Source organism: Hydrogenophaga sp., assembly GCF_051858985.1.
Lineage (GTDB): Bacteria > Pseudomonadota > Gammaproteobacteria > Burkholderiales > Burkholderiaceae_C > Hydrogenophaga.
On the sequence record NZ_JBHYGM010000001.1, the window covers coordinates 535,198 to 548,631 of the forward strand.

General features: G+C 65.3%; 14 protein-coding genes. 8 read left to right on the plus strand and 6 right to left on the minus strand.

The genetic code is table 11. The annotated features are described in order from the left end of the window. Window positions 1-12 precede the first annotated feature (12 nt). The 3 genes from ACTIEY_RS02575 (at window position 13) to ACTIEY_RS02585 (ending at window position 2,406) form a co-directional block, all read left to right on the plus strand. Window positions 13-1,194, plus strand: coding sequence for an NnrS family protein (locus ACTIEY_RS02575; RefSeq protein ID WP_439517535.1), 1,182 nt, complete (start codon window positions 13-15; stop codon window positions 1,192-1,194). Window positions 1,195-1,198: 4 nt separating this feature from the next. Further along, window positions 1,199-1,522 (plus strand): ferredoxin FdxA, encoded by a 324-nt coding sequence (fdxA, locus tag ACTIEY_RS02580; protein WP_439517536.1) that lies wholly within the window; start codon window positions 1,199-1,201, stop codon window positions 1,520-1,522. A 152-nt stretch (window positions 1,523-1,674) separates the two neighbouring features. Further along, window positions 1,675-2,406 (plus strand): succinate dehydrogenase iron-sulfur subunit, encoded by a 732-nt coding sequence (locus tag ACTIEY_RS02585; protein ID WP_439517537.1) that lies wholly within the window; start codon window positions 1,675-1,677, stop codon window positions 2,404-2,406. A gap of 146 nt (window positions 2,407-2,552) precedes the next feature. On the opposite strand, the gene serA is transcribed toward ACTIEY_RS02585, so the two are convergent. Both serA and ACTIEY_RS02595 read right to left on the minus strand, forming a co-directional pair. Then, on the minus strand, window positions 2,553-3,815 hold the full coding sequence (serA, locus tag ACTIEY_RS02590) for a phosphoglycerate dehydrogenase (protein WP_439517538.1): 1,263 nt from the start codon (window positions 3,813-3,815) through the stop codon (window positions 2,553-2,555). A gap of 233 nt (window positions 3,816-4,048) precedes the next feature. Beyond that, window positions 4,049-4,354, minus strand: coding sequence for a hypothetical protein (locus tag ACTIEY_RS02595; RefSeq protein ID WP_439517539.1), 306 nt, complete (start codon window positions 4,352-4,354; stop codon window positions 4,049-4,051). 387 nt (window positions 4,355-4,741) lie between these two features. On the opposite strand from ACTIEY_RS02595, the gene ACTIEY_RS02600 reads away from it, so the two are divergent. Continuing rightward, window positions 4,742-5,764 (plus strand): uroporphyrinogen decarboxylase family protein, encoded by a 1,023-nt coding sequence (locus tag ACTIEY_RS02600; protein WP_439517540.1) that lies wholly within the window; start codon window positions 4,742-4,744, stop codon window positions 5,762-5,764. A gap of 38 nt (window positions 5,765-5,802) precedes the next feature. On the opposite strand, the gene ACTIEY_RS02605 is transcribed toward ACTIEY_RS02600, so the two are convergent. Beyond that, complete coding sequence (locus ACTIEY_RS02605; protein ID WP_439517541.1) at window positions 5,803-7,908, minus strand: Fe-S protein; 2,106 nt, start codon at window positions 7,906-7,908, stop codon at window positions 5,803-5,805. A gap of 131 nt (window positions 7,909-8,039) precedes the next feature. On the opposite strand from ACTIEY_RS02605, the gene ACTIEY_RS02610 reads away from it, so the two are divergent. Further along, a complete protein-coding gene (locus tag ACTIEY_RS02610; protein ID WP_439517542.1) occupies window positions 8,040-8,408 on the plus strand; it encodes a DUF1428 domain-containing protein in 369 nt (122 codons plus the stop codon). Between the two features lie 33 nt (window positions 8,409-8,441). Here the strand turns inward: ACTIEY_RS02610 and ACTIEY_RS02615 are convergent, their stop codons facing one another. Then, on the minus strand, window positions 8,442-8,840 hold the full coding sequence (locus ACTIEY_RS02615; RefSeq protein ID WP_439517543.1) for a GNAT family N-acetyltransferase: 399 nt from the start codon (window positions 8,838-8,840) through the stop codon (window positions 8,442-8,444). Between the two features lie 86 nt (window positions 8,841-8,926). Here ACTIEY_RS02615 and ACTIEY_RS02620 point away from each other — a divergent pair, with 86 nt between their 5' ends. Genes ACTIEY_RS02620 through ACTIEY_RS02630 form a run of 3 tightly spaced genes read left to right on the plus strand, consistent with a single transcriptional unit; the run spans window position 8,927 to window position 11,196 of the window. Next, window positions 8,927-9,793, plus strand: a complete 867-nt coding sequence (locus ACTIEY_RS02620) for a helix-turn-helix domain-containing protein (RefSeq protein WP_439517544.1) — start codon at window positions 8,927-8,929, stop codon at window positions 9,791-9,793. A 42-nt stretch (window positions 9,794-9,835) separates the two neighbouring features. Further along, window positions 9,836-10,741: an SDR family oxidoreductase gene (locus ACTIEY_RS02625; RefSeq protein WP_439518256.1), complete on the plus strand. Its 906-nt coding sequence runs from the start codon at window positions 9,836-9,838 to the stop codon at window positions 10,739-10,741. After that, window positions 10,738-11,196 (plus strand): GNAT family N-acetyltransferase, encoded by a 459-nt coding sequence (locus ACTIEY_RS02630; protein ID WP_439517545.1) that lies wholly within the window; start codon window positions 10,738-10,740, stop codon window positions 11,194-11,196. The genes ACTIEY_RS02625 and ACTIEY_RS02630 overlap by 4 nt, the downstream gene beginning before the upstream one ends. A gap of 1 nt (window position 11,197) precedes the next feature. Here ACTIEY_RS02630 and xth read toward each other — a convergent pair whose 3' ends face one another. Both xth and ACTIEY_RS02640 read right to left on the minus strand, forming a co-directional pair. Further along, window positions 11,198-11,989 (minus strand): exodeoxyribonuclease III, encoded by a 792-nt coding sequence (gene xth / locus ACTIEY_RS02635; RefSeq protein ID WP_439517546.1) that lies wholly within the window; start codon window positions 11,987-11,989, stop codon window positions 11,198-11,200. Next, window positions 11,986-13,368, minus strand: a complete 1,383-nt coding sequence (locus ACTIEY_RS02640; protein ID WP_439517547.1) for a cation:proton antiporter — start codon at window positions 13,366-13,368, stop codon at window positions 11,986-11,988. The genes xth and ACTIEY_RS02640 overlap by 4 nt, the downstream gene beginning before the upstream one ends. Window positions 13,369-13,434 lie beyond the last annotated feature (66 nt).

A 13,434-nucleotide genomic window follows, 5' to 3' on the forward strand; every position in this document is an offset into this window, starting at 1 on the left:
CCCTCTTCGACCATGCGCTCTGCATCTGCCTCCGTGCCGTCGCTCCAGGGATGGCCATTGCTGCGACTTGGGTTCCGGCCGTTCTACCTGGGTGCTGCGGCCTACGGCATGCTGGCCGTCCCGTTGTGGATTGCCGTCTTGTTGGGTCGGGTTTCCTTGAATCTGACCATCCCTCCCGTGCTGTGGCACGCCCATGAAATGCTGTTCGGTTTCGCGGTGGCGGTCATCGTCGGTTTCTTGCTGACGGCCGGGAAGGCTTGGACAGGCCTGGAAACGCCTCGAGGCTGCGTGCTGGCGGCGCTGGCGGGCCTGTGGCTGGCAGCCCGACTGGCGGCGGTCTTTGCACCCTATGGGGTCTATGCGGTGCTCGACTTGCTGTTGTTGCCGCTGGTGGGCGCCATCTTCATCTCGGTGCTCCTGCGTGCGGGCGGGGGGCGAAACCTGCCCTTGGGTGCAATCCTCCTGCTTCTGGCCCTGACCAACGCCGCGTTTCACGGCGCAGTGAGCGGGCTCATCGAACTTGAGCCGGTCCGCGCATTGCACGGAGCACTGGCGCTGGTCGTGATGATTGAGTGCGTGATCGCCGGGCGGGTGATCCCGGCATTCACCCAGTCGGCGCTGCCCGGCGTGCGGTTGAAGGTGCCTGCCTGGTTGGAGCAGGCCACACTGGGCACCACGGCCATTGCGCTGACCTCGTGGGTGCTGGTTCCCGCCAACGTTCTCAGCGCCACGGCGCTCGTTGCTGCAGCATTGCTGCATGTCCTCCGCCTGTTGCGTTGGGAACCGCTGCGCACCCGCTCGCGACCGATTCTCTGGGTGCTGCATCTGGCGTATGGTTGGCTGCCCATCGGCCTCGCGTTGCTCGCACTCTCCCAACTCGACGTGGTGGGCGCCTCGTCCGGCATCCACGCCCTCGCGGTGGGTGCCACAGGCGGGCTCATCATCGGCATGATCACCCGAACCGCACGCGGGCATACCGGGCGTCCACTTCAAGCCTCAAAGCTGGAGGTGGCTGCCTACCTGCTGGTGGCCTGCGCTGCCGTGTCGCGGGTACTGCTTCCTCTGCTGGCGCCGCAGCATCTCGTCATCTGGCTGGTGGTCGCCGCAGCCGCATGGGGCATGGCGTTTGCCCTGTACCTGATGGTGTTCTCACCCTGGCTGCTGACGACCCGCCTCGACGGAAAGGACGGCTGAGTCCATGACCTTTGTTGTCACGGAATCATGCATTCGCTGCAAGTACACCGACTGCGTGGATGTGTGCCCGGTGGACGCCTTTCGCGAAGGGCCCAACTTCCTCGCCATCGACCCCGACGACTGCATTGACTGCGCCGTGTGCGTCCCGGAATGTCCGGTCAGTGCCATCTACGCCGAAGAGGATGTGCCGAGCGATCAGTTGCACTTCACAGCCCTGAACGCCGAGCTCGCGCGCGAATGGAAGCCCATCGTGCGGACCAAGCTGCCGCTGCCGGACGCCGAAGCATGGAGCAAGGTCGCTTCGAAGCTGTCGGAGCTGAAGCGATGAGGCGCACAAGGGGTGATCCAGCTTGACCTCCAAGCCCTCGTCATAAGTTCGGCACCGTACGGACCAGCGGCGCACGACTCGTCAACATTCACCACCCGCTGACCCCTCTTGCTCTTGAGGGAACGCGGAATTGACTTTCGAGGAGCGCCCCAATGGTGAGCACCTGGACCTCCATTGAAAAACCCGTGCACACCTTCAAGATCTACCGCTACGACCCGGATGTCGACGCCAAGCCCTATGTGCAGACGCTTGAACTCGAAGTCAGCCCGGGCGACCGCATGCTGCTGGACGTGCTCATGCGTCTCAAGGCCATGGACCCAAGCCTGTCCTTTCGGCGCTCCTGTCGCGAAGGCATCTGCGGCTCAGACGCGATGAACATCAACGGCAAGAACGGGCTGGCGTGCGTCACCAACATGAAGTCGCTGCAGCGCGTGGTGACGCTCAAACCCCTGCCGGGCTTGCCGGTCATCCGCGACCTGATCGTGGACATGACCGACTTTTTCAAGCAGTACCACTCGATCCGGCCCTACCTCATCAACCTGACACCGCCCCCCGAGCGGGAACGCCTGCAGTCGACCGAGCAGAGAGAAGAGCTCAATGGCTTGTACGAATGCATCCTGTGTGCCTGTTGCTCATCGGCGTGCCCGAGCTTCTGGTGGAACCCGGACAAGTACGTCGGGCCCGCTGGACTGTTGCAGGCCTACCGCTTCCTGGCGGACAGCCGTGACACGGCCACCGCCGAACGCCTCGACGATCTCAACGACCCTTTCCGGCTGTTTCGCTGTCGCGACATCCTGAACTGCGTCGATGTGTGCCCCAAGGGCTTGGTTCCGGCGGGTGCCATCAGCAAGATCAAGGAAATGATGGTTCGCCGCAGCGTCTGAGGCGACGGCAGCGGCAGTTCATGCGCCGAGCAGGTCAATGGCGATTTCAGTGCTGGACAATGAGTTTCAGGTTGCCGACCTGGCGGCCCTGTAGATCCCAAACCGGGCAAACACCGGCCCCGCTACTGCCTATGGTCGGTCTGACATCAGAACAGCACGCGGGTGCGCAAGGTGCCGGTGACACCGGCCAGCCCGGACAGAGCTGCGTCGGCGTGCACGGCGTCGACGTCGATGACCACGTAGCCCAGGTCGTCGCGCGTCTGCAAGTACTGCGCGGCGATATTGACGCCGTTGTCGGCGAACACTTGGTTCACGGCCGACAGCACGCCGGGCACGTTGCGGTGCACGTGCAGCAGGCGGCGCTTACCGGGGTGGGCGGGCAGCGCGACCTCGGGGAAGTTGACCGACGATGTGGTGGTGCCGTTGTCGCTGTACCGGACCAACTTCTCCGCCACTTCGTGCCCGATGTTGGTTTGTGCCTCCAGCGTGGAGCCGCCGATGTGAGGAGTCAGGATCACGTTGTCCAGGCCGCGCAACGGCGACTCGAATCGATCGTCGTTGCTCTGCGGCTCTTCTGGAAAAACGTCGATGGCGGCCCCGGCCAGGCGGTGTTCGCGCAGCGCGGCGGCCAGAGGCTCTATCTCAACCACGCGGCCGCGTGAGGCGTTGATGAGCACCGCGCCGGGCTTCATCTGCGCGATTTCGCGCGCGCCGATCAGCCATTCGGTGCTGGCGTTCTCGGGCACGTGCAAGCTGATCACGTCGGCGGCGCCCAGCAGTTCGGCAAGGGTGGTCAACTGGCGGGCATTGCCCAACGGCAGCTTGCTCAGCACGTCGACAAAGACCACCTTCATGCCCAGCGCTTCGGCCAGCACCGACAGTTGTGAGCCGATGGCGCCGTAGCCCACGATGCCCAGTGTCTTGCCGCGGATCTCGTGGGCATTGCGCGCCGTCTTGAGCCAACCACCGCGGTGAGCCACCGAGCTTTTTTCGGGCACACCGCGCAGCAGCAGAATCGCTTCGCCCAGTACCAGCTCGGCCACCGACCGGGTATTGGAAAACGGTGCGTTGAACACCGCTATGCCACGCTGTTGCGCCGCCACCAGATCGACTTGGTTGGTACCGATGCAGAAGCAACCAATGGCGATCAGCTTGGGCGCATGGGCCAGCACTTCGGCCGTGAGTTGTGTTCGCGAGCGGATGCCGACGAAGTGCACGTCCGCAAGCTTCTGGCGCAGTACGACTTCGGAAGGCGCGCCTGCGAGGCTTTCGATCTGGCTGTAGCCGGCGGCTTGCAGCGTGGCGGTGGCCGAGGGGTCGATACCTTCGAGCAGCAGGAAACGGATCTTGCGCTTGTCGATCGAGGTGGTCGCGGCTACCGGGCTAACGAGAGGGAGGGCGGCGCTCATATCCGATTAATGTAGACGTGATTAAGCGTTGGGCGGGACGGACCAGCGCCAGGTTGAGGAACGCCAGACCCGCAAAGCGGTCATTCGGAGCGACGGCCATCGAATGTCCGGCATTGCGAATCCGAGCTCTCCGCGCGTCGGGCTCGAATGACTCCATTCAGTCTTGAGCGGCCGTTCCATAAATGCGCCGATAGCTCCCAGTCTCGCCACTAGAAATTTCTGACTCCTCGCACTCAATCCGTTCGATCGGTGACATGAGTGCAAATAACCGAGGTGAGGCTCACGAGCCTTTCCACCTGCGATTCCATCTCCCCATTGAGCGCCCGCATCAGCGATCCCAACGCTGATCGCGTAGTCGAACGCTCCAGCGCATCGTCTTCGTGCGTCATGAGCTTTTCCATGGCGGTGTAGGCCAGCACCATGACGGCGAGCAGTGATGCCTGATCGGCGGCCTGAGTGGCCAGGATCACGAGTTGGGGATTGATGGGTAGAGCGCCATCGTCTCGAATGGACGCAACTTCAGTTTCGAACATGGCCATATCGGGCCTCCCTGGACTTCGGTTTTGCAACAACCGCCGCCTTCGACGCCAATCGGTGGCGGCGGCTCGAACGGGTTGGCGTGCCGGGAAGTCCTCGCGGAACCGGTGGGCCTTGCGGCCCCCCATCCGAGCCGCCATAAAACATGGAGGCACGAGCGAGAAAGCCGCAAGGTTTCCTGCGACAGACTGTGGTTCTCACCACAGGACTTCAACGGGACGCCAATCCCGATCACGCCTTTGTGTGACGTGACCGGCGCAGTATATCGACGGGTCTGGCGAAGCCGGGGTGCTGGCTCGTGTGGGCGGGTAAAGGTACCAATACCCCCCATGGGTATCAAGCGGTACGATGTGCCGCGATCAGCCATTCCCCCATTGAAAGGTGTATCCATGTTGTTCCCCACCACCGTCGTCGGCAGTCTTCCTCAGCCCGACTGGCTCATCGACCGCGCCAAGCTGGCCGGCCGGTTCCCGCCCCGGGTTCGGGCCAAAGAGCTGTGGCGCATTCCAGAGGCCTATCTGGCCGAAGCGCAGGAAGACGCCACCCTCATTGCGATTCGCCTGCAGGAAGACGCGGGGCTGGACATCGTGTCCGACGGCGAGATCCGCCGCGAGAGCTATTCCAACCGCTTCGCCACCGCGCTGGAGGGTGTGGATCTGGACAATCCGGGCTCGGCGCTGGACCGCTCAGGTCACCCCAACCCGGTGCCGCGCATCGTGGGCAAGATCCGGCGCAAGCACGCGGTGGAGGTGGCCGACCTGCAGTTTTTGAAGAAGCACACCAAGCTGCTCACCAAGATCACCGTGCCGGGCCCGTTCACTATGCTCCAGCAAGCGCAGAACGACTTCTACAAAAGCGAAGAAGAAGCCGCCATGGACTACGCGGCCGCCGTGAACGAAGAGATCAAGGATCTGTTTGCCGCGGGCGCGGACGTGGTGCAGATCGATGAGCCCTACATGCAGGCCCGGCCTGAGAAGGCCCGTCAATACGGCCTGGCCGCGCTCAACCGCGCGCTCGACGGCGTGCAGGGCACCACCTGCGTTCACATCTGCTTCGGCTATGCCGCCATCATCCACGAGCGGCCTACGGGCTATTCCTTTTTGCCCGAGCTCTCGGGATGCCGTTGCAAGCAGGTCTCGCTCGAAACCGCGCAGTCCCATCTGGACACGTCGGTGCTGCGGCAACTGGAAGGCAAGCAGTTCCTGCTGGGCTGCCTGGACCTTTCCGACCTGAATGTGGAAACGCCCGAGGTGATTGCCGATCGCGTGCGCAAGGCACTGGCCCACGTGAAGCCCGAGCAGATCATCCTGGCGCCCGATTGCGGCATGAAGTACCTGCCCAGAGAGGTGGCGCAGGGCAAACTGGAAAACATGGTGGCGGCGGCGAAGCATCTTCGCAAGGAATACGCGTAAAGAAAGCAGGGAGGGCGACAATTGCGCCCTCGCTTCGATCACTTCGCTGCCGCGCCCTTGCCCCGCCGCCGGCGAGCCGCCAGCGGTGACTCGGCCGCCGCATAGGCCCCCAGGCCCGCCTGGCGATCCAGGGGCGCCACCGTCTGCAAGGTGGTGCCGCCCGGTGGCTGCAGCTCTGGCGGGAAGAACGCGAGCTTCTGCGCCCGCGCCAGCTTGTCGGTGCGCGAAGGGTCCAGGTCTCGCTCGTTCACGCCGCCCGGCGGCTTCACCGCCATGCCGTCCACGATCTCGAGATCGAACCACCAGCGTTTGACCGCGTTGCGCTGGCCGCCGCCGGTGGCGTCGTCGTGCTCGATGAGCTGGCGGCGCGACGATGGCACCTCGATCGACAGCCACAGCAGCCGCTCGGATTCGACCAGGTCTTCGCGGTTGTAGGGGCAGGTTTTCATGCAGCGACCGCAGGCCGAGCCCTTCATGTTGGTCAGCCGGTACTTGCCGCATTTCTCCACGTCGGGCTTCCAGATCTCGTAGCCGTTGAACATCACCTTGGGGCCGAAAGGGATGGCGTTGCAGGGGCACTCGCGCGCGCACTTCATGCACAGGTTGCACATGGCCTGCAGGCCGAAATCGATCGGCTTGTCCACCGCGAGCGGCAGGTCTGTCGTGATCAATACAGACTTGGAGCGAGGGCCGATGAAAGGGTTGAGGATCAACTCGCCGATGCGGGACAACTCGCCCAGGCCCGCCATCAACACGGCGGGCAGGTGCAGCAGCTCGGAGTGGGCGTTGGAATGCGCGCGCGCTGAATACCCCATGCGCCGCACGTGCGCGGCCATCACGCCGGCCATGGTGGCGCCGCGCAGGTAGGCGCGCATCGATTGCGCGCCCGAGATCCAGTCGTCCCCCGAGGCGCCCTCCATGGTCTCGAAGCCCTGGTCCATCAGCATCACCACGGCGTACCGGTGGTAGGGCTCGATCGGGCGGCCTTCCACTTCGTCGTGGGAGTAGTACATCCAGGGCTCGGCTTCGCAGATGCCCACCAGGTCGGCGCCCAGCACATGGGCCAGGGCCTTGATGGCGTTTGCGTTGCGCTGCGGGTCCGAGAGGTCACCGCCCAGGCCGGTGGGCTGCAAGGGCTCGCGTGTGCCCTGCAGTGGCACCAAGGCACGGATCAGCGGCGTCATGGCAAAGGCCAGCGGGTGCTTCACGGCAAAGCGGGTGCGCTCGATGCGGGCTTTTTCGCCCAGGTCGCCGGCCAGGGCGCGGGTGAACAGATCGGCGCGCTTGGGCACACGGCGAATCTCGTCGCGCAGCAGCAGCGTGGTGGGTTCGTCCACCCGGCGGATGCGCTCCATCTCGTAGCGGCCCATGTGCACCGGCCGGCGCGCCAGCTCATCGTCTTCGAAGCCAGGCCGCGTGCCCAGGGCGCCCATGTAGGTGTCGGAATCTGGCCAGGCCAGGGAGGCATCCGGTGCGATGGGCAGATCCACGGCCAGCGGGTAGTCGGTGGTGACAACGCCCACGCGAAAGCCGCGCTTCGAATACGGCATGGCCAGCACCCCGTCCACCGCCTTGGCCACGCCGGCACGCTGGGCCAGGGCAGCCAGGTCGAGATCGGTATGACCGGCCACGTGCCCGCGCGCCGACCAGCCGAGCGCGCGGATGTAGCCCGCCATCACCGCCGCCACCTCGGCGCAGCGCAGGTCGGTGCGTTCCGCGTGGGTGCCCACGATCCATTCGGCGCCCGGCTCGCCTGGCTTGGGTTCGCGGCTGAACTCCATCAGGAACACGAAGGCATGGGTGTGGGACGAAGGATCTGACGGCAGCCAGTCGTGCGAGTCGATACCGCAGACACCGGCGAGCGTGCACTCCAGAAAGTAGGCAGACGCCTTGAGGTTGCGGGAGCGTGTCGTCAGATCATCGGGCACGGGCGCGCGCGCAGGCGCCGTCGCTCCATCCAGATGGGCGGCGAAGAGCGCTCTGTATTCGGGGAGCGCCGCCAGCACCGCATCGGGCCCCGGAGGCGTTGCGGCCTCGGGCTGGCGTGCGCCCGGGACCGGATCCACAGCGGCACGCGACAGCAGTTCGGTGGGCAACACGCCGAGATCGAAATGCCGATCACGGTTGGAAAACAGACGGGGCATGCGGATTCCTGTGGTTTTTTGAGGGTATTCCCCGGGGTTGCCGATGTCGATCTGGCTGGCTGTCGTTCGTCGACAGGGTAGTGGCGCTCAAAATCGGCGCGCCACCACCTCAACCCAACAGGAGCAACCCCATGTCCTACATCGACGGTTTCGTGATCGCGGTTCCTACCGCCAACAAGCAGAAGTTCATCGAGCACGCCCGCCAGCTCGACCCCATCTTCCTCGAACTGGGCGCCATCCGGGTGATCGAGGGCTGGGGCGATGACGTCCCCGATGGCAAAGTGACCGATTTCCGCCGCGCAGTGCAGGCCACGGCCGAGGAAACGGTGGCCTTTTCGTGGGTCGAATGGCCGGACAAGGCCACCCGCGACGCGGGCATGAAGAAGATGATGGAAGACCCGCGCATGGACCCGTCCAACCCCGGCAACCCGCCCATGCCCTTCGACGGCAAGCGCATGATCTTTGGCGGTTTCGAACAGGTGGTCGAAGTGAAGGCCTGAGCTACGTGAGGCACTGGAGCCGCCTCATCCACTTCACCGGCTGCGCCGGATGATGAATGCGTTGTCGGCGTGCTCAAAGCCGAGTTGCGGGTAGTACGTCATCGCTTCTGGTGCAGACAGGAGAATGAGGGTGACGTGATCGCCGAGAGCGCCTCGCGTGCGCGCGATGAGTTCCCTTCCGATGCCGCGCCCCTGGTATTCCCGGGCCACGGCGAGGTCGGACAGGTAGCAGCAGTAGGCATGGTCGGTCAGTGACCGGCTGACGCCCACGAGCAGATCCTGGTCCCAGGCGGAAAGGATGAGCCCTGGCGCTTCAAACATGAGGGCAATGCGCGTCAGGTCATCGGTGGGCCTGCGGATGCCGGAGCTGTTGAAAACGCGCGCCACGTCCTGTGGATTGAGCGAATGGTTGAGCCGGTATGTAATGTCCATGTGTCCTGCTTTTGATGCGCCAGGGAAGCCGCCTGCACGGAGCAGTGCGTCGCCCTGAAGGAGATTAACGCCATATTCGCTGCACCATGACCGAACGCCTGTTCCTTCGCCTCCAAGAGGATCTCCTTCAAGGATCGGAGTCCATGGCGCCCGCCGACACGCTGCGCTCCCTGCCGGTACCGTTGGCCCTGCGCCGGCATGTTGCGCACGGACTGGAGTATCGCGAGCGTTTCCCAGAGCACCACGATGTCTGGGAGCGCGTCCTGCCCGATGGCGCGGTTCGCCTGATCGTCCATCTGGCGTCGCCGGTTGGCGGCCACGGCGCAGCACCGTCTGCCCTGATGGTCGGCGCATCGACAGCGCCCGCCATGGTGCCGCTTCGTGGCGAGATGCACGGCTTGTCCCTCACCTTGCAGCCGGGGGCCACGATGGCGCTGTTCGGGCTGCCAGCGGGAGAGCTCACGGGCAGGTCGGTTCCGCTGCGGGACCTCCTGGGCCCCGAAGGCGCGGCGTTCTCCGAGCAGGTCCTGGCAGCCCCCGACGCGAGTTCGTGCGCCGCTGTGCTGTGGGCCTCGTTGCTCAGGGGGCTTCGGACGGGGCGCGCGCAGGAGGGCACGCCGGTGTTGCCCGCCATTGAGCGAATCACGGCCGCAGGCGATCGGGCAAGCGTGCGCGACGTGGCCGAATCCATAGGCGTCGGGGAACGAAGACTGCAGCAGCTGTTCCACGATCAGGTGGGTCTGTCGCCCCGGGCGGTGGGGCGCCTCGCCCGACTGCATCACCTGCTGCGCACGTTGCGCCAGCAACCGGGGACGAAATGGGCGGAACTGGCTGCCGACTGCGGCTTCTACGACCAGTCGCATCTGGTCAGCGAGTTCCGCTCGCTGTGTGGCCTCACACCCACCGAGTTCGCCCGTCGCACCACTTCGGGTTCTTCCAAGACAAGCTCTTGAACGGGCGCTAAGGTGATTCCCTTGACACAGAAAGGGAACGTCATGGACAAGCTGGAGCGGAGCGGACTCTTGAAGGGACGTGTGGCGCTGGTGACGGGCGCGAGCAGGGGCGCAGGCCTGGGCATCGCCACCGAGCTGGGCGCGGCGGGAGCCACGGTCTACGTCACGGGTCGGAGCACGCGGCAACACCCTGCTCAGACCTATGGGCAGATCCTGGCGCTGTCGGGTCTGAGCACCATGCCCGGCAACATTGATGAGACGGCCGAGGCGGTGAGTCGAGCCGGTGGCGTCGGCGTTGCGGTGGCCTGCGATCACACGCAGGACGAGGAGGTGCAGGCCCTCCTTGCGAGGGTCCAGCGAGAACAGGGCAGGCTGGACGTGCTGGTGAACAACGCGTGGGGCGGGCACGAAACCTTCAACGGTGTGTTCGATGCGCCGTTCTGGGAGCATCCAACGGCGCATTGGGAATCGATGATGGACCGCGGTGTGCGAAACCACTTGCTGGCCAGCCGCGCGGCCGCGCCGCTCCTGGTGCGCCAGGGTCATGGCTTGATCGTGGCCACCACCTTCTGGGACCGCGACCGGTACCTTCGCGGCAACCTTTACTACGACCTGGCCAAGGCGTCCATAACCCGCCTCGCTTTCGGCCTGGCGCAGGAACTGCGTCCCCACGGCGTCGCATCGGTTGCCGTGTCACCTGGCTGGATGCGGACCGAGCTGGTGCTGAAAGGCCACCAGACCGATGAGGCGCACTGGAAGGAACGGCCCGCGCTGGCACGCACCGAGTCGCCTCGCTACCTCGGACGAGCCGTCACGGCATTGGCCGCCGATGCAGAGGTGCTGAAGAAGTCGGGCGGCGTGCTCCGGGTGGCGGACCTCGCGCGGGAGTATGGCTTCACCGATGTCGACGGCCGGCTCGTGGAAGCGTTCGAACTGGACGAAAAGTGAACGCGTTGATCGCCTCAAGCTCGCTGCCAGCGGTGCTCTATGCCCGCGAACCAGATCTCGGCGTCGAAGCGTTTCAGCAAGTGCTCATGCAGTCCGGTCTGGCGGCGATCAGACCCGTGAACGACGTTGCCCGATTGCAGGCCATGCTCGCGTCTACCGATCTCCTCGTCACGGCCCGGCTCGTACAACCGGACAGGCAGCTCGTGGGCATTGCGCGAAGCATCACGGACTTCTCCTGGTGTGCCTACCTGTCGGAACTGGCCGTGGCGGCATCCGCGCAGGGGCTGGGCATTGGCAAAGGCCTGCTGAGCGAGACGCGCCGAATTCTGGGCCCCGGCGTGGCACTGGTGTTGTCGTCGGTGCCGGAAGCGGTGGGTTTCTACGAACGGGCGCAGATGCAGCGCATTGCAGATGCCTTCTGGTACCCACGCCAGATCCAGCCGCCCCCTTCGTGATTCAGGAACGTGCACGCTCCCTGAGCGTGATCCACGCTGGCGCATGGTCGCTGGGCTTCTCCCCTCCCCTTTCCTCACGGTCAACGCCCGCATCCTTCAGCCGCCTTGCGGCCGCTGCGTTGAGCAGCAGGTGGTCGATGCGCAGACCGGCATTGCGCTGCCAGCCCTGCCGGAAGTAGTCCCAGTAGGTGTACATGGGTTGGCCGGGGTGCTTCTTCGCGATGGCGTCCGTCCAGCCCTGGGCCAGCAGCCGCTGGTAGGCGTCCCGGCTCTCGGGCTGGAGCAGTGCGTCCTTCAGCCACGAGCGCGGGTTGTAGATGTCGGCCACTTCGTTGGTGGGCACCACGTTGAAGTCCCCTGCCAGCACCACCGGCTCGCGGCGTTGGGCGTACGCAGCCGCGTGCGCGATGAGGCGCTCGAACCAGGCCAGCTTGTAGTCGAACTTCGGCCCGGGCTGCGGGTTGCCGTTGGGCAGGTACAGGCACGCCACCAGCACACCGTTCACAGCCGCTTCGATGTAGCGGCTTTGCTTGTCCTTCTCGTCACCCGGCAGCCCCCGCCGCACCTCGGTGGGTGTTTCGCCGCGCGCGAGGATGGCCACGCCGTTGTAAGCCTTCTCACCGATCCAGAGGGCGCCATAGCCGGCGCGTTCGATGGCTTCGTGAGGGAAGGTGGCCGACGCGGTCTTGATCTCCTGCAGGCAGACGACGTCGGGCTGTGCAGCGGCCAGCCATTCGGTGAGCCTGCCCAGGCGGCCGTTGACGCCGTTGATGTTGTAGGTGGCGATCTTCATTCTGGTGTTCCTCGGTCCGACTTCTGGCCACGGCCCCGCATGCTCTCGTAGCGCTCCATCAACGGCGTGACGGAGATGCCATGCGCGACGATGGACGCTACCACCGTGGTAAGGGTCAGCGCCACCAGGGTGTTGGCCAACGCAGGGTCCAAGCCGTGGTTCATGGCATAGCCCAGGTAGTAGAGCGATCCGATGCCTCGCACGCCGAACCATGCAATCAGCCGTCTCTGGGTGCCCGGCACCGGGCTGCCCGCGAGGCCGATGGCCACCGCGAGCGGGCGGATGACGAGAAACAGCAGAGGAACGAACCACCAGGTGACGAGTGCCCAGTCGACGGCCCACAGCATCGCGCCCAGCAACACGACCGCCGCGACCTCACCGATGCGTTCCACCCGCTCGGTCGAACCCTGCATGGCGTGGGCCAGGAATGCAGGCGCATGTGCTGGCTGGGTGGCGATGTGGTCGGCATCCACCGGAGGATCGGGTGTGGTGAGCGCCTGCTCAACGACGGCCTCGGCGTCTGGCGCAGGCGCAGGCGCAGGCGCATCGTGCGATTTCCGGTGGGCATCCGTCTCTTGACGCTGGACGCGCCGAAGCGCCACGCCTGCGGCAAAGACCGCCAGGAACCCGTAGGTGGTCGCCGCCAGCGCCGCGCCGTACGAAAGGCCGATCAGCCCCAGTGCCAGAAAGTCGTCGTATCCGACGGCCTGCGAATGCCGTGTCCGCAGGTACAGCACCAGCCGGCCCATCAGGGTGCCCAATGCGGCTCCAATGGCCAGACCACCGCACACCGCCCACACCACATCCACCGCCCACCAGCGCACACCCCATTCCCCCAGTGGGTGCAGACCCAGGAGGCCCAGGCCGAGCATGACGAAAGGAAAGGCGGTGCCGTCGTTGAGGCCGCCTTCGCCGGTCAGGGCCACTCGCAGACGGCTGCGGTCCTCCGGATCGGACACCTGCACATCGGAGGCCAGAACGGGGTCCGTGGGGGCGAGGATGGCACCAAGAAGCACGGCCGCGCCCAGCGGCAGGCCGATCGCCAGTCCGACCAGCGTGATCAGCCCCACCGTGATCACCATGGAGCCCATCGCCAGGCGCAACGGCAGCAGCCAGCGACGATCGTCGAGTTCCACACTCAGCTTGAGGCCGACGGAGAACAGCGACACCACCACCACGAACTCCGTCAGGTGCTCGAGCAGCCGGGCGTCGGCAATGGGGTGGACGCGAGCCAGTTCCAGCCAGAACGGCCCGATGGCCAGACCGACCGGAAGGTAAAGCATGGCCGTGCTCAGCGGCAGGTGCTTGAGCGAGGAGCCGCTCAAGGCCATGAGAACCAGCAGGCTTCCCACGATGAGAGCCCAGGCGGCTATTTCCATGACGCTTCCTGCACAGTGGTGTGGCCCTGCGGGGGCAAGCGGCGTTCCAGGGGCGTTCGCCTGGCG